This is a genomic window from Anaeromyxobacter terrae, assembly GCF_022690685.1.
GTDB classification, from domain to species: Bacteria; Myxococcota; Myxococcia; order Myxococcales; family Anaeromyxobacteraceae; genus Anaeromyxobacter; species Anaeromyxobacter terrae.
Window position 1 is genome coordinate 38,534 of record NZ_JALCYY010000030.1, and the last position, 21,299, is coordinate 59,832.

The 21,299-nt window shown below is 74.0% G+C and carries 20 protein-coding genes; 11 read left to right on the top strand and 9 right to left on the bottom strand.

All coding sequences use genetic code 11. From position 1 onward, the window contains the following. Positions 1 to 42: 42 nt before the first annotated feature. The 5 genes from MNY62_RS14545 to MNY62_RS14565 form a co-directional block, all read right to left on the bottom strand. Positions 43 to 1,368: a phenylacetate--CoA ligase family protein gene (locus MNY62_RS14545; protein WP_242344902.1), complete on the bottom strand. Its 1,326-nt coding sequence runs from the start codon at positions 1,366 to 1,368 to the stop codon at positions 43 to 45. 10 nt (positions 1,369 to 1,378) lie between these two features. Beyond that, complete coding sequence (locus tag MNY62_RS14550; RefSeq protein WP_242344903.1) at positions 1,379 to 1,816, bottom strand: ACT domain-containing protein; 438 nt, start codon at positions 1,814 to 1,816, stop codon at positions 1,379 to 1,381. 10 nt (positions 1,817 to 1,826) lie between these two features. Continuing rightward, a complete protein-coding gene (locus tag MNY62_RS14555) occupies positions 1,827 to 3,152 on the bottom strand; it encodes a phenylacetate--CoA ligase family protein (RefSeq protein WP_242344904.1) in 1,326 nt (441 codons plus the stop codon). 67 nt (positions 3,153 to 3,219) lie between these two features. Further along, positions 3,220 to 3,711: an indolepyruvate oxidoreductase subunit beta gene (locus MNY62_RS14560; protein ID WP_242344905.1), complete on the bottom strand. Its 492-nt coding sequence runs from the start codon at positions 3,709 to 3,711 to the stop codon at positions 3,220 to 3,222. Beyond that, positions 3,704 to 5,323: a thiamine pyrophosphate-dependent enzyme gene (locus tag MNY62_RS14565; protein WP_242344906.1), complete on the bottom strand. Its 1,620-nt coding sequence runs from the start codon at positions 5,321 to 5,323 to the stop codon at positions 3,704 to 3,706. Before MNY62_RS14565 ends, MNY62_RS14560 begins: the two co-directional genes overlap by 8 nt. Before the next feature lie 127 nt (positions 5,324 to 5,450). Between MNY62_RS14565 and MNY62_RS14570 the strand changes: the two genes are divergently transcribed. Together MNY62_RS14570 and buk are read left to right on the top strand one after the other, a co-directional pair. Beyond that, the gene (locus MNY62_RS14570; RefSeq protein WP_242344907.1) at positions 5,451 to 6,407 is read left to right on the top strand and encodes a bifunctional enoyl-CoA hydratase/phosphate acetyltransferase; all 957 of its coding nucleotides are present in this window, start codon (positions 5,451 to 5,453) and stop codon (positions 6,405 to 6,407) included. Further along, positions 6,404 to 7,519 carry a butyrate kinase gene (gene buk / locus MNY62_RS14575; protein ID WP_242344908.1) on the top strand — a complete coding sequence of 372 codons (1,116 nt, stop codon included), beginning with the start codon at positions 6,404 to 6,406 and terminating at the stop codon, positions 7,517 to 7,519. Before MNY62_RS14570 ends, buk begins: the two co-directional genes overlap by 4 nt. Positions 7,520 to 7,563: 44 nt before the next feature. Here the strand turns inward: buk and MNY62_RS14580 are convergent, their stop codons facing one another. Both MNY62_RS14580 and MNY62_RS14585 read right to left on the bottom strand, forming a co-directional pair. Continuing rightward, positions 7,564 to 9,498 carry an Lnb N-terminal periplasmic domain-containing protein gene (locus tag MNY62_RS14580; RefSeq protein WP_242344909.1) on the bottom strand — a complete coding sequence of 645 codons (1,935 nt, stop codon included), beginning with the start codon at positions 9,496 to 9,498 and terminating at the stop codon, positions 7,564 to 7,566. 50 nt (positions 9,499 to 9,548) lie between these two features. Then, a complete protein-coding gene (locus MNY62_RS14585) occupies positions 9,549 to 10,055 on the bottom strand; it encodes a DUF3015 family protein (protein WP_242333983.1) in 507 nt (168 codons plus the stop codon). A gap of 207 nt (positions 10,056 to 10,262) precedes the next feature. On the opposite strand from MNY62_RS14585, the gene MNY62_RS14590 reads away from it, so the two are divergent. The 7 genes from MNY62_RS14590 to mltA all read left to right on the top strand — a co-directional run bounded on the left by MNY62_RS14590 (position 10,263) and on the right by mltA (position 17,652). Beyond that, positions 10,263 to 11,066: an electron transfer flavoprotein subunit beta/FixA family protein gene (locus MNY62_RS14590; RefSeq protein WP_242344910.1), complete on the top strand. Its 804-nt coding sequence runs from the start codon at positions 10,263 to 10,265 to the stop codon at positions 11,064 to 11,066. A 16-nt stretch (positions 11,067 to 11,082) separates the two neighbouring features. Continuing rightward, positions 11,083 to 12,045, top strand: a complete 963-nt coding sequence (locus MNY62_RS14595; protein ID WP_242344911.1) for an electron transfer flavoprotein subunit alpha/FixB family protein — start codon at positions 11,083 to 11,085, stop codon at positions 12,043 to 12,045. Positions 12,046 to 12,282: 237 nt separating this feature from the next. Then, positions 12,283 to 13,287 (top strand): MBL fold metallo-hydrolase, encoded by a 1,005-nt coding sequence (locus tag MNY62_RS14600; RefSeq protein ID WP_242344912.1) that lies wholly within the window; start codon positions 12,283 to 12,285, stop codon positions 13,285 to 13,287. Positions 13,288 to 13,386: 99 nt separating this feature from the next. Further along, positions 13,387 to 14,142, top strand: a complete 756-nt coding sequence (locus MNY62_RS14605) for a TerC family protein (protein WP_242344913.1) — start codon at positions 13,387 to 13,389, stop codon at positions 14,140 to 14,142. Between the two features lie 3 nt (positions 14,143 to 14,145). Beyond that, positions 14,146 to 15,057: a DMT family transporter gene (locus tag MNY62_RS14610; protein ID WP_242344914.1), complete on the top strand. Its 912-nt coding sequence runs from the start codon at positions 14,146 to 14,148 to the stop codon at positions 15,055 to 15,057. A 162-nt stretch (positions 15,058 to 15,219) separates the two neighbouring features. After that, on the top strand, positions 15,220 to 16,398 hold the full coding sequence (locus MNY62_RS14615) for a glycosyltransferase family 4 protein (RefSeq protein ID WP_242344915.1): 1,179 nt from the start codon (positions 15,220 to 15,222) through the stop codon (positions 16,396 to 16,398). 66 nt (positions 16,399 to 16,464) lie between these two features. After that, the gene (gene mltA / locus MNY62_RS14620; RefSeq protein ID WP_242344916.1) at positions 16,465 to 17,652 is read left to right on the top strand and encodes a murein transglycosylase A; all 1,188 of its coding nucleotides are present in this window, start codon (positions 16,465 to 16,467) and stop codon (positions 17,650 to 17,652) included. Positions 17,653 to 17,744: 92 nt separating this feature from the next. Here the strand turns inward: mltA and uraA are convergent, their stop codons facing one another. After that, a complete protein-coding gene (uraA, locus tag MNY62_RS14625) occupies positions 17,745 to 19,046 on the bottom strand; it encodes a uracil permease (protein WP_242344917.1) in 1,302 nt (433 codons plus the stop codon). 214 nt (positions 19,047 to 19,260) lie between these two features. Here uraA and MNY62_RS14630 point away from each other — a divergent pair, with 214 nt between their 5' ends. Continuing rightward, a complete protein-coding gene (locus MNY62_RS14630; RefSeq protein ID WP_242344918.1) occupies positions 19,261 to 19,434 on the top strand; it encodes a hypothetical protein in 174 nt (57 codons plus the stop codon). A 98-nt stretch (positions 19,435 to 19,532) separates the two neighbouring features. After that, on the top strand, positions 19,533 to 20,525 hold the full coding sequence (locus MNY62_RS14635) for an MBL fold metallo-hydrolase (protein ID WP_242344919.1): 993 nt from the start codon (positions 19,533 to 19,535) through the stop codon (positions 20,523 to 20,525). On the opposite strand, the gene MNY62_RS14640 is transcribed toward MNY62_RS14635, so the two are convergent. Continuing rightward, positions 20,522 to 21,199, bottom strand: coding sequence for an O-methyltransferase (locus tag MNY62_RS14640; protein ID WP_242344920.1), 678 nt, complete (start codon positions 21,197 to 21,199; stop codon positions 20,522 to 20,524). The two genes, MNY62_RS14635 and MNY62_RS14640, sit on opposite strands and share 4 nt — an antisense overlap. Positions 21,200 to 21,299 lie beyond the last annotated feature (100 nt).

The window sequence follows — 21,299 nt, forward strand, 5'->3', positions numbered from 1 at the left end:
GATCCCCGATGCCCTGCGGTGTCGGGGATCGCGCCGGTTCGACTAGCTCCGGCCCGTGCGCCGGTGATCGAGCACCCGCTTCGCCTTGCCGGCGGAGCGCTCGAGCGTGTTCGGCGCGACGAGCTCGACCGCCATGCGCACGCCGGTCACGGCGTGGATCTCGCGGTCGATCCGGTCGTGCAGCTCCTGGAGCTGCCGCATCTCGTCGCGGAAGTCCGAGGGGCGCATCTCCACCTTGACGACCGCCTCGTCGAGCGAGCCCGGGCGCGAGACCTCGATGAGGTAGTGCGGCGCCGTCCCCTCCACGCGGAGCAGCGCCTCCTCGATCTGCGAGGGGAACACGTTCACCCCGCGGATGATGAGCATGTCGTCGGAGCGGCCCACCACGCGGCTCATCCGCACGCCGGTGCGGCCGCAGGGGCAAGGGGAGCGATCGAGGGCGGCGAGGTCGCGCGTCCGGTAGCGCAGGACCGGCATCGCTTCCTTGGTGAGCGTCGTGAAGACGAGCTCGCCCACCTCGCCGTCGGGCACGTGGGCGAGGGTGTCGGGGTCGACGCACTCGACGAGGAAGTGATCCTCCTGCACGTGCATGCCGGTGCGGTACGGGCACTCGCCCGAGACGCCCGGGCCGATGACCTCGGAGAGCCCGTAGTTGTTGAAGGCGCGGATCCCGAGCGCGTCCTCGATGGCGGCGCGCATCTCCTCGGTCCAGGGCTCGCCGCCGAAGTGGCCGAGCCTGAGCGGGAGGTCGCCCGGCCGGAAGCCCTCCGCGGCCGCCACCTCCGCGATGTGCAGCGCGTAGGACGGGGTGCAGACGAGCACCTCCGCCCCGAGGTCGCGGATGAGCATCACCTGGCGCGGGGTGTTCCCGCCGGCGGCGGGCACCACCGCCGCGCCCACCCGCTCGATCCCGTAGTGGAGGCCGAACCCGCCCGTGAAGAGGCCGTAGCCGAAGGCGACGTGGACCAGGTGGTCGGGGCGCAGCCCGCCCGCCACGAGGAAGCGCGCGACGAGGCCGGACCAGGTCTCGAGGTCGCGGCGGGTGTAGGCGACGAAGGTGGGCTTGCCGGTCGTGCCCGACGAGCCGTGGACGCGGGCGAGCTCGCCCCTCGGCACGGCGAGGAGGCCGAGCGGGTACTCCTCGCGGAGATCGTCCTTGGTGGTGAAGGGGAGCCGGCGGACGTCGTCCACCGAGCGGACCGCCTCGGCCGTGGCGCCGGCGCGGCCGAGCGCGTCGCGGTAGAAGGGGACGGCGCTCGCGCGGCGGACCGTCTCCTGCAGGCGGTGCGCCTGGAGCGCGCGGCGCTCCGGGACCGGGAGCGTCTCGGCGGGATCGTGGATGGGGCTCTCGAGCACGGGGGTCGGCACGGGCGTCCCCCTACGAGCGCGCGAAGAGCTCGTCGGGGCCGACGAGCTTCACGCCCGCCGCCTCGAGGAGCTTCGCGGCGCGGTCGGGATCCTCGAGCCGGAAGAGCAGCGTCGCGTGGAGGCCGCGCTCCCGCGCGGCGGACGCGTACATGTACTCGACGCCCACGCCGGCCTGCTCGAACGCGTCGAGGACCGCGGCGAGCCCGCCCGGCCGGTCGGGGACGTCTACGGCGAGCACCTCCGTCACGTTCACCACCACGCCCGCCGCGTCGAGCACCGCCTTCGCGCGCTCCCACTCCTTCACGACGAGGCGCAGGATGCCGAACTGCGCGGTGTCGGCGAGCGACATGGTGACGATGTCGATGCCGGCGTCGCCGAGCACCTTGCAGGGGAAGCGGAGCTGGCCGGGGCGGTTCTCGAGGAACAGCGAGAGCTGGCGGATCTTCACGGGACCCCTCCTAGACGTTGCGCCGATCGAGGACGCGCTTCGCCTTGCCCTCGCTGCGGGCGAGCGTGCGCGGCGCGACGAGCGTCACCTTCACGCGGATGCCGACGACGTGGTCGATGGCGGCCTCGAGCCTGCGCCGGAGCGCCTCGAGCGCGCCGATGACGTCGGAGAACACCTCCGGCGTCACCTCCACCTGCACCTCCATCTCGTCGAGGCCGTGCACGCGGGCGAGGACGATCTGGTAGTGCGGCAGGGTCCCCTCGACCGCGAGGAGCGCCGCCTCCACCTGCGAGGGGAACACGTTCACCCCGCGGATGATGAGCATGTCGTCGGAGCGGCGGCCGATGCGGCGGATGCGGCGCAGCGTGCGCCCGCAGGCGCACGGCTCCGGGATGAGCGAGGTGATGTCGCGCGTGCGGTAGCGGATCATCGGCATCGCCTCCTTCGACAGCGTGGTGAGGACGAGCTCGCCCTCGGCGCCGTCGGGGAGGACCTCGCCCGTCTCCGGGTCGATGATCTCCGGGTAGAAGTGGTCCTCGAAGAGGTGGAGCCCGTCGCGCCGCTCGCACTCGATGCCGACCCCCGGGCCGATGATCTCGGAGAGGCCGTACACGTCGTGGGCGCGGATGCCGGCGGCCGCCTCGATGTGGCGGCGCATCTCCTCCGTCCAGGGCTCGGCGCCGAACACGCCCACCTTGAGCCGCTCGAAGGAGATCCCCGCCTCGCGCGCGCGCTCGACCAGGTGGATCATGTACGAGGGCGTGCAGCAGATCGCGGTCGCCCCGAAGTCCTGCAGCACCATGAGCTGGCGCTCGGTGTTGCCGCCGGAGATGGGGATCACCGTCGCGCCGAGCGCCTCGGCGCCGTAGTGCGCGCCGAGCCCGCCGGTGAAGAGGCCGTAGCCGTAGGCGTTCTGGATGACGTCGCCGCGGTGGAGCCCGCAGGCGGCGAACGTGCGGACCATCACGCTCGTCCACACGCGGAGGTCGGCCTCGGTGTAGGCGACCACGATGGGCTTGCCGGTCGTGCCCGACGAGGCGTGGAGCCTCACGATCCGCTCCATCGGGCTCGCGAACAGGCCGAACGGGTAGGTGTCGCGGAGATCGGTCTTCACCGTGAAGGGCAGGCGCCCGAGGTCCTCGAGCGAGCGCACGCCGGCGGGCGAGAGGCCCCGCTCCTCCATGCGCCGCCGGAAGAGCTCGACCCGCGCGTGGGCGCGCTCGACGACCGACTGCAGCCGGCCGAGCTGGAGCCGCGCGAGCTCACGCCGCGGCAGGAAGTCGGGGGCGCTCGCGGGGTGGAAGCCCCCGGGCGCGTCGTTCCACTGGCTGCTCACCTGGAGCCGCTCCTTTCGCTCTTCCCCGGCCCCGCCGCCGCCCGCCGTGTGCGCTTCGCCTCGCGACCTACGCCCGGAGCGCCGCCGCGCGGCCGAGCCGGAACGCCTTCTCGTTCACCTCGTGCAGCCGCTCCGGGAGCGCCGCCCGGATCGCCGCGAGCCAGTGCTCCTCGGGCAGATCGAGGTGGCGGGCGAGCGCGCCGAGCAGGGCGACGTTGAGGCTCTTCCGGTTCGGGAGCGCCGCCTCGTCGACGAGGTCCGGCGGGATGAGGACGCCCTTCGGACCCAGCAGCGGGCGGGCGACGGCGAGCTCCGACGCGGACAGGACGACGAGGTAGTGCGCCTCGCCGCGCGGCACCATCGGCGAGAGCACCTCGCGCCCGAAGCGGACGTCGGAGGTGACCGAGCCGCCGCGCTGGCTCATCCCGTGGACCTCGGCCTTCTTCACGTCGCGGCCGGCGCGGAAGGCGGCGTCGGCGAGGATGTCCGAGGCCTTGATGACGCCCTGGCCGCCGAGGCCCGCGAACACGACGTTCACCACGTTCGCCCCGTCAGACATTCTCGACCTCCGGGCAGGCCGCGCAGCCGGCGGCGGCCGCGGCCTTCTCGTACTTGCGGATGTCGGCCGCGGCGAGGATGCAGGGGCGGCGCGCGACGACGACGGAGAGCTCGCGGCGCGCGAGCCGGTCCGCGAGCAGCCGCTCGAACCCGGCCGGATCGGCGATGGGATCGACGACGTCGACGTTCGTCACGCCGAGCGCGCGCGCGAGCCCCTCGATCGAGAGCTTGCCCGTGGGGGCGTGGTCGAGGGTGCGGCCGGTGCCCGGGTGCTCCTGCTGCCCGGTCATGGCGGTGGTGCCGTTGTCGAGCACGACGAGCACGTGGCCGGTGGGCGGCGGGTTGTAGACCATCTCCACGAGCCCGTTCAGGCCGGTGTGGACGAAGGTCGAGTCGCCGATGATCGACACCACCTTGCGCGCGTCCTCCTCCGGCAGGACGTGGCGGAGCCCGAGCCCGACCCCGAGCGACGCGCCCATCGCCACGCAGGTGTCCATCCCCTCGTACGGCGGGAGCACGCCGAGCGTGTAGCAGCCGATGTCGCCCGCCACGATGCAGCCGAGCTTCTTCAGGGTCGAGTAGACCGGGTGGTACGGGCAGGCCTCGCAGAGCTGGGGGGGCTTGCCCTTCGGCGCCTCCGGCTCGGGCGAGAGATCTCGCGCGAGGATGCGGCGCACGCGCGGGACGTCGAGCTCGCCGAAGCGGAACGCGGGCGCCTTCGCCTCGACGGCGATGCCCGCCGCGCGCACGGCGTCGGCGATGACCGGATCTCCCTCCTCGAGGACGACGCAGCGCTCGACCGAGGCGGCGAAGGCGCGGATCTTCTCGAGCGGGAGCGGGTGGACGAGCTTCAGCTCGAGCAGGCTCGCCCCGGGCGCCGCCTCGCGGGCGTGGCGCGCGGTGACGCCGTTCGCGACGATGCCGAGCTTCCCGTCCCCTTCGCGCCAGACGGCGAGCGGCGCGGTCTCCGCCCACGCCTGCAGGCTCTCGAGCTTCTTGCGCAGCCGGAGGTGGGCCGGGCGGGCGTAGGCCGGGATCATCACGCGGGCGGCGACGTCGCGCCGGAAGCGCGGGACCTGCGCGGGCGCGCTCCTCGAGCGGCGGACGACGATGGACTTCGAGTGGCACACCCGGGTCGTCATCCGCAGGATCACCGGGAGCTGCCAGCGCTGCGAGAGCTCGAGCGCGGCGAGCGCGAGGTCGTAGGCCTCCTGCGAGTCGGCGGGCTCGAGCATGGGCAGCCCGGCGGCGACCGCGTAGCGGCGGCTGTCCTGCTCGTTCTGCGAGGAGGCCATGCCCGGATCGTCGGCGGCGACCACCACGAGCGCACCCGAGACGCCGGTGTAGGCGGCGGTGAAGAGGGGGTCGGCGGCGACGTTCAGGCCGACGTGCTTCATGGTGACGATCGCGCGCGCGCCGGCGAAGGCCGCCCCGAGCCCGACCTCGAGGGCGACCTTCTCGTTGGGGGCCCACTGCGCCCTGCCCCTGAGCGCCGAGAACGCCTCCAGGATCTCCGTGGAGGGCGTGCCGGGGTAGCCGGTGCCGAGGTGCACCCCGCCGTCCGCGGCCGCGGCTGCCACCGCCTCGTCGCCGGAAAGAAGCCGTCGTTCCATCGGAAGCGCGTCTCCTCCTCGCGCGCGCCTCATCACGGGACGTGCAGGGCGCAGCCGTCCGGGGTAAAAGCCGGCCGGCCGGTGGCGAGATTGGGCAAAGGGACGGCATAGTACCGCGAGGCCAGCGATGATTCCCATCCCCACGCTCGAGCGGCTCGTCGCCGCCGCCCGCTCCAGAGGTCCACTTCGCGTGGCGGTGGCGGCGGCGGAGAACGAGACCGCGCTCGCGGCGGCGGCGCTCGCGCGGCGCCAGAAGATCGCGGAGATCGTGCTCGTCGGCTCACCGGCGGGGATCCGCGCGCGGCTCGCCGCCGCCGGGGAGGATCCGGCCGATTACCGGATCGAGCCGGCCGAGACCGACGCCGACGCGGCGCGGCGCGCGGTGGCGATGGTGCGCGGCGGGGAGGCGGCCGTGCTCATGAAGGGCCGCCTGCCGACGGCGGACCTCCTGCGCGCCATCCTCGACCGCGCCGACGGGCTGCGCGACGGGCGGCTCCTCTCCGACGTGCTCGTCGCCGATCATCCGCTCTCCGAGCGGCCGCGGCTGCTCGGCGTCACCGACGGCGGGGTGAACGTCGCCCCGACCCTCGCGCAGAAGAAGGAGATCGTGGAGAACGCGGTCCGGCTCTTCCACGCGCTCGGCTACGAGCGGCCCAGGGTGGCGTGCCTGTGCGCGGTCGAGACCGTGAACGAGGCGATGACCGCCACGAAGGACGCCCAGGCGCTCGCCGAGGCGAACGCCCGCGGCGAGCTCGCGGGCTGCGTCGTCTCCGGCCCGCTCGCCCTCGACAACGCGCTCAGCCCCGAGGCGGCGCGCGCGAAGGGCATCGACCACCCGGTGGCCGGCCACGCCGATCTGCTGCTCGTGCCGACCATCGAGACCGGGAACGCCCTCGGCAAGGCGTTCACCTACCTCGCCCGCCGGCACGTGGGGCACGTCATCGTCGGCGCGCGCGCGCCGGTGCTCATCCCGTCCCGCGTCGAGCGGGCGGAGGACAAGATCTTCTCGATCGCGCTCGGCGTGCTTTCGGCGGCCTCGCTCGCGTCAGGCGGCGCGGCGGCGCCCGGGGACGGACGGCCATGACGACGGACACGGTGGGCGGGGAGCCGCTCGTCCTCGCGGTGAACCCTGGCGCGGGCTCCACGAAGCTCGCGCTGTATCGCGGCGACGCGCTCGTGCGCGAGGAGAAGCTCACCCACCCCGCGCTCATGGAGCGGCCCGCCGCGCGCGTCCTCGACGAGCTCCCGGTGCGCCTCGCCGCCGCCCGGGGCCTGCTCGCCGACGCCGGCGTCGCGCGGGGCGCGCTCGCCGCGGTCGCCGGCCGCGGCGGGCTCCTGCCGCCGCTGCGCTCGGGCACCTACCTCGTGGACGGCGCCATGATCGAGGACCTCGAGCGCGCCGAGCGCGGCGAGCACGCCTCGAACCTCGGCGCGCCCATGGCGAGTGCGCTCGCCGAGGACCACGGCTGCCCGGCGTTCATCGTCGACCCGGTGTCGGTGGACGAGCTCGATCCGGTCGCCCGCGTGTCCGGCCTGTGCGGCGTCGAGCGGCGGAGCTTCTCCCACGCGCTCAACATGCGGGCGGTCGCGCGGCGCTACGCGGCGCAGACCGGCCGCGCGCTCGAGGACCTGCGGCTCGTGGTGGTCCACATGGGCACCGGCGTCTCGCTCTCCGCCCAGCGCGAGGGGCGGATGGTGGACGTCGTGAACCCGCAGGACGAGGGGCCGTTCTCCGGCGACCGCGCCGGCGGGGTGCCGTCGATGGCGCTCGTGGACCTCTGCTTCGCGGCCGGCGCGGACGAGCGCGCGCTGAAGCGGCGGCTCTTCGGCGACGGCGGCCTCTTCTCGTACCTCGGCACCCGCGACGCGCGCGAGGCGATCCGCCGCTGCGAGGCGGGCGACTCGCAGGCGTGCGTCGTGGTGGACGCCATGTGCTACCAGGTCGCGAAGGCCGTGGGCGCGCTCGCCGCCGCCCTCGAGGGCGAGCTGGACGCGGTGCTGCTCACCGGCGGGATGGCCCACCTGCCGCTCGTCGTCGAGGGCGTGCGCCGCCGCGTCGGCTGGATCGCGCCCGTGCACGTCTTCGCCGGCGAGGACGAGCTGCGCGCGCTCGCGGAGGGCGCGCTGCGCGTGGTGCGCGGGGAGGAGCGGGCGCGGCGCTACGGGCAGGCGCTGAAGGCTCTTCACTCGGCGTGATCGGTGCGGCGACGGCCGGCCGCGCGCCGGGTCGAGCGCCCGCGTCAGCGGTAGACGAGCACGCCCGCCTGCACGTCGCGCTCCTCGGGCGCCGCGCGCGCCTCGAGCGCGAGCGAGAGCGCCCTCGCGAGGTGCAGCCGGAGCGTGCCCGACACGGTCCAGGTCTGCTCGGGGACGGCGAAGGGCAGGTAGCGCCAGCGCGCCTCGGCGAGGAGCACCGCGCGCTCGCCGGCGCGGATCCGCACGAGCGCGGAGGGGCCGAGCCCGAGCCGCACGCCGGCGCCGCGGATGCCATCGAGGCGCGGGGAGCCGAGGAGCTCGGCGTCCCCGAGCGCGAGGAGGTCCACCGGGCCCGCCAGGTTCGCCGCGCCGAGGCCGCCCCCGAGCTCGATCGCGCCGGCGAGGCAGCCCGCGCAGCCGCCGTCGCGCACGGTCGTCGCGCCCACCCGCATCCGCCACGAGGGGCGCTGGTCCCAGCGCGACACCGGGTTCAAGGAGACGACCTTCACGAGCGAGACGTCGTCGAGCTCGAGCCGCTGGTGCTCCGGGTAGTAGCGCAGCCGCGTGGGGAGGAACTCGATCTGGGCGGTGGGCGGGTACCCTCTGAGCGGATCGGCGAGGTCGTGGAGCGCGAGCCGCCCGTCGAGCGCGGCGTAGCCGCCGTACGCCCGGGACGCGCCGCCCGCGAGCCCGGCGCGGAACGAGCCGTGACCCTGGTCGGGGCGGCGCACCTCGGGAGCGGGCACCTCGAGCGCCACGCTCGGCACCGGGATCTCCGCGCGCCGCTCGAGGAGCGCCTGGCGGAGCTGGGCGGCGGCGGGGTCCTCGCCCATGACGAGCTTCCGCCCGTGGCGCAGGTCGAGGAGGTCCTGGGCCGCGTCGAGCACGGCGACGCGCCGCTCTGGCGCCAGCGCATCGGGGAACGGCGCCGCCGGACGGCCGGCGAGCTCGACCGCCGTGCGGAGCTCGAGCGCGTCGAGCGCGCGGGCGCGCGCCTCGAACTGCGTGCGGATCGAGGGGCGGTAGTGGACGGCGCGGACGAGCCCGGCGTTCGCGTAGAGGGCCTTCACCGTGTCGGAGGGGAGGACGACGGCGCGGCCGACGTGCGAGAGGAGATCGAGCCGGGGCGCGGCCGCCTCGAGCGCGCCGAGCACGTGGTAGCTGCAGTTCTCGTCGAGGTACCAGTAGGCGAACCAGGTCCCGCCGAGCTCCCACAGGTGGCGCGCGAGGAGCTGGGTCTCCTCGGGCGCGAGGGCGAGGTCGTACTCCCACAGATCGCGCGACTCGAAGTCCCCGTACTGCCGGACCTTGTAGTAGTACGCGTAGTGCTTGAACTCGCCCTTGAAGAGGCCGAACAGCCCCTTCACCGCGTAGAGGATGGCGTTCGAGGTGTCGACCGTCGCGGCGTAGTCGACGCCGTAGTCGAGGAGCTCGAAGTGCTTCCCCTCGAGCGCCCCCTCCGCCTTGTCGAGCCGGAGCAGCGTGTGGCCGAACGAGGAGGACGGGTTGTTGAGGTAGTAGGAGGAGAAGACGAGCGTCACGCCCCCGGGGCGGACGCGGGCGAGGAAGTCGTCGAGCTTGGGGCAGCTGCGCGGCGGCAGGGCGGCGGGGTCGAGCCCGAGCCGCGCGGCGAGGAAGGCGACACGGGCCGGGAAGCGGCAGAAGGGATCCGCGAGCTCCTCCGCGAACGGCCCCGGCGAGAAGAGGCCCTCGATGGTGGCCTCGAGCTCGGCGGCGGGATCAATCTTGCCGGTCTTCGCGAGGAAGAACTCGCGACCGTCGACCTCGCTCCGGAGGCCGCGGAGCCCCCTCCGCCAGTGGCCGAGGCGGAGCCAGCCCGGATCCTCCGCGAGGCGCGACGCGCGGGCGCGCGCGACGAGGGGCGCGGCCTGCGCTGCGGGAGCGCCGCCCGGCGCGACGTCCGCCACGGGGCTGGCGACGAGGAGAAATAGAAGGAGCGCGGCGCCCGGGGAGGCCATCCGCGCTCCTGATTACCACGAGGGCCGTGCCGCGGCCTCGTCCGCCCCGCCTAGCTCTTGCCGCAGCCGAGGCTCTGGTCGCCGTGCAGCGTCTCGAGGATCGCGCGCGTCACGTCGTCGTTCGACGCGCTCTCGCTCGGGAAGATCGTCTTGAAGTTCTTCTGCAGCGCCGCGCCGACCTTGTGCGAGTCGCCGCAGGCGTTGATGACGGTGAGCGCGCCGATCGCCTCGCCCTCGCCGCGGGAGATGTCCTTCGCGAGCGCCTCGCGGTTCGCCTCGACGAAGTTCTTCGTGCCCATGGCGAAGAGGCCAGGGCCGCAGTTCGAGGTGCCGGTGGTGATGCCGAAGGTCTGGGTGCCGAAGAGGCCGTTCGTGGTGGCGGCGAGGATCTGCACGGCGCCCGGCGTGTCGCCGAACGCCATCGAGCCGAGGCCGCAGCCGGCCGCCCCGTACTTGCCCGTGCCCTTGATGGCGGACTCGGTCTGCGCGCGGGACTGGGCCGCGGCGGGGAAGGCGAACACGACGGCGGCGATCGCGAGTGCGAGGGAGCTGCGCATCTTCGATTCTCCTTGGAGCGAGTTTGACGGAGCGAGAACGAGCCCGCCTGGGGCCCGAGTCTCCACCTCGTAACCGCTCTCTCGCACGACCGCCTCTTTCTGGCCGCGCCCTCGTGGGGCGCAGGCGCTTGCCTTTTCGGTTGCGGCTCGATGCCGCGCTGCGCAAGATGTTGCGGCCCCGAACCGATTCGACAATCAGGTGCACGCATGCCCCTCAAGATCCTCGTGACCGCGAAGCGCGTGGAAGACCCGGAGTCGAAGATCAAGGTGAAGCCCGACGGCGCCGGGATCGTCACCGATGGGGTGAACTACAAGATGAACCCCTTCGACGAGATCGCCGTCGAGGAGGCGCTCCGCCTGAAGGAGAGGCACGGCGGCGAGGTGATCGTCGCCTCGATCGGGGGCGAGAAGTCGGCCACCGAGATCCGCGCCGCGCTGGCGATGGGCGCCGACCGCGGGATCCTCGTCCGCCACGACGGCCCGCTCGATCCGGTGGTGGTCTCCGCCCTGCTCGCGAAGGTGTTCGAGCTCGAGAAGCCGGACCTCGTCATCCTCGGCAAGCAGTCGATCGACGACGACCAGAACCAGGCCGGCCAGTACCTCGCCGCGCGGCTCGGGCTCGGGCAGGCGACCTTCGCCTCGAAGATCGAGAGCCTCGAGAGCGAGGCCGAGCAGAAGAAGGAGCCGGGCGTGAAGCTCGCCGCGGACGGCAAGTCGGTCGCGGTCGTGCGCGAGGTCGACGGCGGCGTCGAGACGCTCGAGGTCTCGCTCCCGGCGGTGGTGACGACCGACCTCCGGCTCAACAAGCCGCGCTTCGCCTCGCTGCCCGGGATCATGAAGGCGAAGAAGAAGGAGCTGAAGGAGCTCGCGGCGGCCGCGCTCGGCGTGGATCTCGCGCCGAAGGTGGTCGTGAAGAAGCTCTCCGAGCCGCCGTCGCGCAAGGGCGGCGTGAAGGTGCAGGACGTCGAGGAGCTCTGGAAGAAGCTCCACGACGAGGCGAAGGTCGTCTAGCGGCGAGGGACAGACCATGGCGAACGTCCTCATCGTGGCGGAGCAGTTCGGCGGCGCGGTCCGCAAGGCGACCCTGCACGCGATCTCGGCCGGGCGCGAGGTCGCGCGCCGCACCGGCGGGACCCTGCACCTCGCGGTGCTCGGGAAGGGGATCGGCCCCGTCGCCGAGGAGCTCTCGGGCTACGGCGCCGAGGTGCACGCCGCCGACGCGGCGGTGCTCGAGCACCCGCTCGCGGAGGCGCACGCGCCGGTCCTCGTCGAGCTCGCGCGCGCCGTGCAGGCGTCCCACGTGGGCGCGGCGGCGACCGCGTTCGGCAAGGACCTCCTCCCGCGCGTCGCGGCGCTGCTCGAGGCGGGCATGGCGACGGAGGTGCTGGGCTTCGGCGGCGAGGGCGCGGAGGTGACGTTCCGCCGGCCGATGTGGGCGGGCAACGTCCTCGCCGAGGTCGCGCTCGCGACGCCGGTGAAGGTGTTCACCGTGCGCGCGACCGAGTTCCCCGCTGCCGCGAAGGAGGGGAAGGGCGCGGTGACGGCGGCGAAGGTGAGCGTCGACGCGGGCGCGCTCAGGACCCGCTACGCCGGGTTCAAGGAGGTGAAGAGCGCGCGGCCCGAGCTCACCGAGGCGCGGATCGTGGTCGCGGGCGGGCGCGGCACGAAGGGCGACTTCAAGCCCGTCGAGGCGCTCGCCGACGAGCTCAACGCCGCGGTGGGCGCGAGCCGCGCGGCGGTGGACGCGGGCTGGGTCCCGAACGACTGGCAGGTCGGGCAGACCGGCAAGGTGGTCGCGCCGGAGCTGTACGTGGCCGCCGGCATCTCCGGGGCGATCCAGCACCTCGCCGGGATGAAGGGATCGAAGGTGATCGTCGCGGTGAACAAGGATCCCGATGCGCCGATCTTCCAGCTCGCGGACTACGGGCTCGTGGCGGATCTCTTCAAGGCGCTGCCGGAGCTCGCCGAGAAGCTGAAGAAGAGCCGCTGAACGAGCCGAGATGATTCGGAAACAGACAACGAGCGAAGCGAGCCCGCCGGGGCGGGCCCCCCCCCCCCGGGCCAGCGCCCCCGCGCGGGGGCGGGGGGCCGCGCGCGGCGGGGGGGGCCACCGCGATAGCGGCGAAGCCGCCCGCGGTGGCGCACGGGACCCGGCGAGCAGGGGTGGGGCCCCGACGAGCTCCGCTCGGCGGGGCGGGGGCGCAGCCCCCGTCAGAACAGAGGGGTGATGACGGAAGCGGATCTCGCCGGGCTCGGGGTGTATCGCATCGCGGTGCCGATCCCGTTCCCGCAGGCGGGCGGACCGGTCAACCTCTACGCGATCGAGGAGGCGGGCGGCGGGCTCGTGCTCTTCGACTCGGGCTTCGCGAGCGCCGAGGCGCACGGCGCGATCGAGGAGGGCTTCCGGCGCATCGGCCGGCGCTTCGACGAGGTCACGCGCATCGTGGTGTCCCACGGCCACGTGGACCACTACGGCGGGGCGCGCTTCATCCAGGAGCGCCACGGTGACGGACCGCCGGTGTTCGCGCACCCGGCCGATCTCCCCAAGGTGTCCGAGGGGGGCTGGCGCTGGCGCGATCAGGCGGGCGCCTACGCGGCGCACCTCGCGCGGCTCGGCGTGCCGGCGGAGGTGATCGAGGCGACCGCCGCGGCGGGGGAGAAGAGCTTCGAGCTCGCGCCGCGCGTCGCGCACGCCCACCCCATCGGCGAGGGCGAGCGGATCCGCGGTCGCCACCTCGACCTCGAGGTTCTCCACATGCCGGGGCACACCCCCGGCCTCGTCTGCCTCCACGATCGCGCGCGCCGGCTCTTCTTCTCGGACGACCACCTCCTCCAGAAGGTCTCGCCGAACCCGCTCATCGAGCTCGGCCCGAACGGCGAGGAGGGCTACTTCCGCCCGCTCCTCGCCTACCTCGACAGCGTCCGGCGGATGCACGCCCTCGAGGTGGACCTCGTGCTCCCCGGGCACGGTCCGCCGTTCTCCGGCCACCGCGCGGTCATCGACCGGCTCGTCGACTTCTACGGCAAGCGGCAGGCGAAGCTGCGCGAGCTCCTCGCGCAGGGACCGCGGACCGCCTGGGAGCTCTCCCGCGCGCTCTTCCCCTGGGCGAAGCCTCCGGACGCGTTCCTCACGATGTCGGAGACGGTCGCGAACCTCGAGCTGCTCGAGGCGCGCGGCGAGGTGGTCCGCGCGGCCGCGGGCGGCGTCCGGCGCTTCGCCCTCGCCGGCTGAGCCGGGCGCCCGAGCTCGGGCGCTCCCGCGCGCCGGCGGGAGGGGGAGCAACCGCTCTCGCTCGACAAGGGCGCCGGCATCGGGCATGGGGAGGCCGGCATGCTCGACCTGCTCACCCAGCCCGGCACCTGGATCTCGCTCGCGACCCTCGCCGCGATGGAGATCGTCCTCGGCATCGACAACGTGGTGTTCCTCACCATCCTCGCCGGCCGGCTGCCGTCGCACGAGCAGCCGCGCGCGCGGCGGCTCGGGCTCGCCTTCGCGCTCGTGACGCGGCTCGGGCTCCTCTTCGCGATCACCTGGGTGATGCGGCTCACCCGCGAGGTCTTCGCGATCGCGGGCCACGGGTTCTCCGGCCGGGACCTCATCCTCCTCGGGGGAGGGCTCTTCCTCATCGCGAAGGCGACGTTCGAGATCCACGACAAGCTCGAGGTGCAGCACGGCCCGGAGGCGGGGGCGCGGGGCGGGGCGGGGAGCTTCTGGGGGGTGATCGTCCAGATCGGCGTACTCGACATCGTCTTCTCGCTCGACTCGGTCATCACCGCCGTCGGCATGGCGCAGCACCTCTCGGTGATGGTGACCGCGATGGTGCTCGCGGTGGGCGTGATGCTCGTGTTCGCAGGGACGATCGGCGAGTTCGTCGAGCGGCACCCGACCATGAAGATGCTCGCGCTCGCCTTCCTCATCCTCATCGGCGTCATGCTCGTCGCCGAGTCGTTCGGGCGCCACGTGGAGAAGGGCTACATCTACTTCGCGATGGCCTTCTCGCTGGGGGTCGAGCTCCTCAACATGCGCATGCGGCGCGCGAAGGAGGCGCCGGTGAAGCTGCACGGCCGCTTCGAGGCGGAGGGCTAGCGCGTGGCCGACCTCGCGCTCCTCGTCCTCACGCTGTTCTGGGGCACGACCTTCCACTTCGTGAAGGGCGTGCTCTCCGTCGCCTCGCCGGCCGTGTTCCTCGCGGCGCGCTTCGGGATCGCCGCGGCGCTCCTCGCCGCCGTCGCGCTCTGGCGGCGCGACCGGGTGGGCGCGGCGTTCCTCCGCCACGGAGCCCTGCTCGGCATCTTCATGCTCGCCGGCTTCGTCCTGCAGACGGTCGGGCTCCGCCACACGACGCCCTCGCGCTCCGGGTTCCTCACCGGGCTCGCCGTGCTCATCGTCCCGTTCGTCGCCCGCTTCCTCCTCGGCCGGCGCGTGAAGGTCGCGAGCTGGGCGGGGGTCGCGCTGGCGGTCGCCGGGCTCGCGCTGCTCACCCACCCGTTCGGCGAGGCCGTCGATGCGGGGGTGCGGCTCGGCGACCTCCTCACCGCCGGCTGCGCGGTCGCGTTCGCGCTGCAGATCGTCTACACCTCCGAGTGGTCGCCCCGGCACCCGGTCGTGCCGCTCACGCTCGCCCAGATCACCGTCACCTTCCTCGGCGCCGCGGCGATGTTGCCTTTCGAGGTGCGCTACTACCGGCCCGAGGGCGCGGCGGTGTTCGCGGGGACGGTCGTCTTCACCGGCGTGTTCATGACCGCCCTCGCGTTCTTCGTGCAGAACTGGGGACAGCGGCACACCACCGCCGTGCGCGCCGCGCTCATCTTCTCGCTCGAGCCGGTCGCGGCCGCGCTCTTCAGCCACTTCTACGGCGGTGAGCCGCTCCGGCTCACCGACTGGGGCGGCGGCGCGCTCATCGTGCTCGGGGTGATCGCCGGCGAGGTGGGCGGCCTCCTCGAGGGGCGGCGCAGCGGGGTCGACCCGAAGCTCGCGGCGGCGGAGGGGCGCGCCGGCTGAGGGCGCCGCGGGCCGCGGGACCTGCCGCCGGGGAGAGTCGGCGGGAGGCCGCGCGCGGGTGCGGCGTTCCTCCACCCGTACGTGCGGGGGCCCGGCGCAGGGCTTCCCCCGTTCCCGGGCGGTCTACATCTTGTCGGGTGACCGCGAGGGCTCAAAACGCGCATGGATCGACCCGACTCGTCTCTCTCGATCGCCTACACCAACTACGGGGAACAGAGCGGCGTCACCCTGCACGTGGCGGAGGCGCTGCGGGCACGCGGCCACCGCCTTTCGTCCGTCTCGGCGCGCGGGCCGCTCGACTTGCGCCACCCGGCGACGCGCATGCCGCGCCTCACCCGCGACGTGGCCGTGCACCTGGCGCTCGCAACGGCGCGCTTCGGGAGCCAGGCGCTCACCTACCGCTGGAACACCCCCTACGCCTTCGACGTCCACTCGCGCCACCTCGGCGCCGCGCTCGCGGCGCTCGACCCTGCGCCCGACGTGGTGCTCCAGAACGGCGCGCTGTTCTCGCCCGGGCTCCCGGCGCGGCTGCCGTACGTCCTCCTCCTCGATCACACCCGGGCGCTCGCCGAGGCGGCCCCTGCCTATCCCCAGGCAGGCCTCGCCGCGCCGCCGCGCTACGGGCGGGCCTGGTTCGAGCGGGAGCGGGCCTGCTATCGAGGCGCCGCGGCCATCGCGACGTTCTCCGAGAACGTGGCCCGCTCGCTCGTCCGCGACTACGGCCTCGCGCGCGAGCGGGTCGTGGTCGTGGGCGCCGGCGCGAACGTCATGCCCGAGCGCCCGGTGCGCGCCGACGACGGGGAGACGATCCTCTTCGTCGGCCGCGAGTTCGCGCGCAAGGGAGGCACGGTCCTGCTCGACGCGTTCGAGCTCGTCCGCCGCCGCCGGCCCTCGGCCCGGCTCCTCATCGCCGGCCCGCCCGAGCCGCTCGCGCTGCCGGTCGGGGCCGAGCAGCTCGGGCCGGTGCCGTACGAGCGGCTCGAGGAGCTCTTCTCTCGCGCGACGGTGTTCACCCTGCCCACGCTGGTGGAGCCGTTCGGGATCGCCTTCCTCGACGCGATGGCGTGCGGCGTGCCGTGCGTCGGGACGGAGGTCGAGGCGGTGCCGGAGATCATCGAGGAGGGAAGGACCGGGCTCCTCGTCCCGCCCGCGGATCCGTCCGCGCTCGCCGACGCGCTCGTGGCCCTCCTCGGCGATCCGGCCCGCGCCCGCGATCTGGGCGCCGCCGGGCGCGCCCGGGTGCTGAAGCACTTCCTGTGGACCCAGGTCGGCGCGCGCCTCGACGCCGTCCTCCAGCCCGCGCGCTCCTCCGCGCGCGAGCCGTCGCGCGCCGCCTCCTGACCCCCCGGCCGGGCGGGCGAGCGAGCGGGCGGAATGGCGCCGGCCGAGCCCGGGTTATCGTGCGCGATGCGCCGCGCTCTCCGCCTCGCCCTCGTCGCCTCGCTCGCGCTCGCCGCCTGCCGCACCGTCCCGCCGCCTCCACCGCCGCAGGCGGCGACGAGCGCCGAGGGCGCGCTCGAGGAGCTCCCGGCCAGCGCGTTCCCCGCCTTCGCGGACGACCTCGACTACGCGGGCCTCGACCTCGCCCTCGAGCGCTCCCTCCAGTACTTCGCGCGCCTCGCCCAGGCCGATCCCGGCCGGACGCTCGCCTTCGGCAAGGAGCGCGTTCCGCTCGCCCGGGTGGCCGCCTCGCTGCGCCGCTTCCGCGAGCTCGTCGCCGAGAGGCCCCCGCCGGCCGCGCTGCGCGAGGCGCTCCGCCGCGAGTTCCGCGTGTTCCGCTCGGTCGGGGACGGGCGCGGGACGGTGCTCTTCACCGGCTACTACCTGCCCGAGCTCGAGGGCGCGCTCGAGCGCGGCGGCCGCTACCAGGTCCCCCTGCACCGCGCGCCGGAGGATCTCGTGCAGGTCCGCGCGCGCGACTTCCCGGCGCTCTCGGCCGACCTCATCGGCCGGGTGAAGGACGGCCGGCTCGTGCCGTACCCGACCCGCGCCGAGATCGCGGGCGGGGCGATCGCCGGCCAGCGGGCGGAGCTCGCCTACGTCACCTCCGCGGTGGACGCGTTCTTCGTCGAGATCCAGGGGAGCGGCGTCCTGCGCCTTCCGGACGGGACGAGCCGCGTCGTCACCTACGCCGGCAAGAACGGGCACCGCTACGAGGCGATCGGCGCCGAGCTCGTCCGCCGCGGCGCGATCCCGCGCGAGCAGGTCTCGATGCAGACCATCAAGGCGTGGCTCGCGGCGAACCCGGCCGAGCAGTCGCTGCTCCTCGCCACGAACCCGTCCTACGTCTTCTTCCGCTTCGCCGACGACGCCCTCGGCGCGCTCGGCGTGCCGGTCACGCCCGACCGCACCATCGCCGCCGACGCGAGGGTCTTCCCGAAGGGCGCGCTCGCGTTCGTCGAGACGGAGCGGCCGGCCGACGCCGCCGGCGGGCCGATGAAGCCGTTCGGCCGCTTCTTCCTCGATCAGGACGCGGGCGGGGCCATCAAGACCTCCGCCCGCATCGACCTGTTCTTCGGCAGCGGCGCCTACGCGGAGAGCGCGGCGGGCCGGATGAAGCAGCCCGGCCGGCTCTACTACCTGCTCTTGCGGTGAGCCTCCGATCGCCGCTGCCCGTCCCGGAACGACGAGCGCCCGGCCGCGGCTCACGCGGACCGGGCGCTCGATGAAGCGCGCGCGGGGCGCGGCTACACGTCGGCGGCTTCGCCGGCCGCCTCGCCCGCGCCCTTCTCGAGGCCGCGCGGCAGGATGAGGTTCAGGAGGATGCCGACGTACGTGGCGAGCGGCATCTCGCTGAACTCGACCGTGCCGATGTGCAGCCGCGCGCCGCCGATCCCGATGACGAGCACGACCGAGGCGATGATGAGGTTCCGCTTCTGCGAGAAGTCGATGCCCGCCTCGACGAGCATGCGGATGCCGGCGGAGGCGATGATCCCGAAGAGCAGGATGCAGATGCCGCCCATCACCTGGGTCGGGATGGTGCGGATGAGGGCGCCCACCGGCGGGAAGAAGGACATCACGATGGCGATCACCGCCGCGCCGCCGATGACCCACACGCTGAACACGCGGGTGATGGCCATGACGCCGATGTTCTCGCCGTAGGTGGTGTTGGGCGGGCCGCCCACCAGGCCGGCGAAGGCGGTCGCCACGCCGTCGCCCGCGAGCGAGCGGTGCAGGCCGGGGTCCTTCACGAAGTCGCGGCCGACGATGTTGTTCGTGACGATGAGGTGGCCGATGTGCTCGGTGATGACGACGAGCGAGATCGGCGCGAGCGTGAGCACCGCCGCCCAGGTGAAGGTGGGGAGCACGAAGGGGGGCACCGCGAGCGGCGCCGCCGTCTTCACCGCCGCGAAGTTCACCTGCCCGGCGAGGAGCGCCACGACGTAGCCGCCCACGATGCCGATGAGGATGGGGATGACGCCGAGGAAGCCCTTCAGGAACACCGCGGCGAGGATGGCGATCGCGAGCGCCGAGAGCGCAACCGCGAAGTACTCGGGGTGGTAGGTCCCGCTGCCGCCCTCCATCGCCATCGTCACCACCGCCGTGCGGGCGAGGCCGAGGCCGATGACCATCACCACCGAGCCGATCACCACCGGCGGCAGGATCCGGTCGATCCAGCCGGTGCCGAACTTGCCGATGAGGAGCGCGACCGCGATGTAGATGAGGCCCACCACCACGCAGCCGCCCATCGCGACCGAGACCCGCGCCGGCGTGGCGAGCTCGCCGGCCTTGGCGCCGAGGATCCCGATGAACGCGGCGATGAAGGCGAAGGACGAGCCGAGGTAGGCGGGGATCTTCCCCTTCGTGATGAAGATGTAGAGGAGCGTGCCGACGCCCGAGGTGAAGAGGGTCACCGAGGTGTCGAGGCCGACGAGGTAGGGCACGAGCACCGTCGCGCCGAACATCGCGAAGAGGTGCTGGAGCGAGAGCGGGATGCTCTGCAGGAGGGGCAGCCGCTCCCCCACGTCGACGGTGCGCTGCGGTTTCATCGTCGCCTCCCGGGGCGCGCCCGGGCCCGCCTGGGCGGGCTCGGGGTTCTTTCGAAGAGGTAGGGCCATGGCGGCGCGCATCATGCCCGAGGGGGCTGACAGCCCGCCTGAGGGGGAGGGGCCCCGACTCGGGCGCCGCCGAGGGGTTACCCCTACGGCCCCGCGCTGCGCTCCGCCGGCGGGGTGACGATCCTGGTCGACACGGAGGTGGGCGATGGCGGAAGGCAAGCGAGGCGGATTCCATTCGCTCGAGAAGAAGATCCACGACCTGGAGGAGCAGGACCGCACGGCGGAGCGGAAGCCGGGCGAGGCCGAGGGCAAGAAGCGCGAGGCGAAGACGGAGGGGACGCCGGCTGAACGGCGCCCGCCGCCCGCCCACGACGAGTGACCGACGCCCCCTGGGCGCGAGTCCCCCGCGGCGCGCCGGAGCGGGCGCGCGGGCGGGGGTTCGCGCCTGTGGGGAGCGCGGTGTAGAACGGGCGCCCGATGAGGCGGCCGCCGATCGAGCTCCACCGAGGTGAGCTCCGGATCACGAACAGCGTGCTCCACCTCGACGCGAAGCGACGCGTCGAGTGTGCGTTCGTCTCGCACGCGCACGGCGACCACATCGGCCGCCACGACCGCACCATCGCGACCGCCGCGACCATCGCGCTCATGCGCCACCGGCTCGGCGAGCCCAAGCGCCGCAAGACCGAGGCGCTCCCGGTCGGCTACCGCACGCCGTTCGGCCTCGGCGAGCTGACCCTCGAGCTCTTCAGCGCCGGCCACGTGCTCGGCTCGGCGCAGCTCCGCGTCACGCGCAACGAGGTCGCCGTGGGGTACACGGGCGACCTCTGCACCGAGCCGACCCACGCCGCCGAGCAGGCGGACGTGATGCCCTGCGACGTGCTCGTGATGGAGTCGACCTTCGGCCTCCCGCGCTACGTCTTCCCGCCCAAGGCCGAGACGCTCGCCGCCATCCGGAAGTTCGTCGACGACGCCCTGTCGGACGGGGTGACCCCCGTGCTCCTCGGCTACGCGCTCGGCAAGGCCCAGGAGATCCTGAAGTTCCTCTCCGATGCGGGCTACCCCTGCCGCGCCCACCCGGTCGTGCACGCCGTGAACCGGGTCTACGAGGCGGAGGGCGTCGCGCTCCCGAACGTCCGGCCGCTCGGGCCGGAGGGCGCGGGCCCGGGGGAGGTGGTCGTCGCGCCGCCGCACCTCGCCCGCAGCCCGGCGATGCGCGGCCTGCGCCGGCGGCGCACCGCCATGCTCACCGGCTGGGCGATCGACGGCGCGCGCTGGTTCCGCGGGGTGGACGCCGCCTTCCCGCTCTCCGACCACGCCGACTTCCCCGGCCTCATGGGCTACGCGAAGGCGACCGGCGCCTCGCGCGTGTTCACCGTGCACGGCCACGCCGACGCGCTCGCCGCCGCGCTCCGCAAGGAGGGGATCCGGGCGGAGCCGCTGCGGGAGCAAATGCAGCTCGAGCTGCTCTAGCGCACCTTCACCCCGAGCGACATCCCCTCCGCGGTCGGCAGCATCGTCGCGCGGAAGCGCCCGCCGCGGGCGAGCCGCTCGTTGAACTCGCGCAGCGGCTGCATCGCGGCCGCGTCCTCGCCGGCGGCGGCCGGCTCGTGGACGTGGCCGAAGCCGAAGGTGTTGTCGGCGAGGAGGAGCCCGCCCACGCGGAGGTGCGCCTCCGCCCAGGCGAGGTAGGCGGGGTAGCCGCCCTTGTCCGCGTCGACGAAGACGAGGTCGAAGGGGCCCTCCGCCTCGACGTCGCGGAGCCGCTCGAGCGCCGGGCCGACGTGGAGCCGCACGCGATGGGCGACGCCGGCGCGCGCGAAGGCGGCGCGGGCGAGCGCGGCGTGGGACTCGCGCAGCTCGAAGGTGTCGAGCACGCCGCCGTCCGGCAGGGCGCGGGCGAGGCACACGCCGCTGTAGCCGCCGAGCGTGCCGATCTCCACGATCCGGCGCGCCGCGCAGGCGCGAGCGAGCACCTCGAGGTGGAGCCCGTCGAAGCGGCCGACCTCGATCGCGGGCAGCCCCGCCGCGCGGCTGCGCGCGCGGATCTCGCGCAGCACCTCGTCCTCCGGCCCGTACACGGACTCGGCCCAGGCCGCGAGGGCCGGATCGCCCTGGCCAAAGCCCTTCACCTCTGGAGATCCCATCGTATCCCTCCGGCCGGGCGGAGATACCGGCCGGCCGGCGCGGCGCCACGTGCCGCTGGGGGCGGCCTCGCGGGCGCCGCGGCGAGCGGGCGGGTGCCGC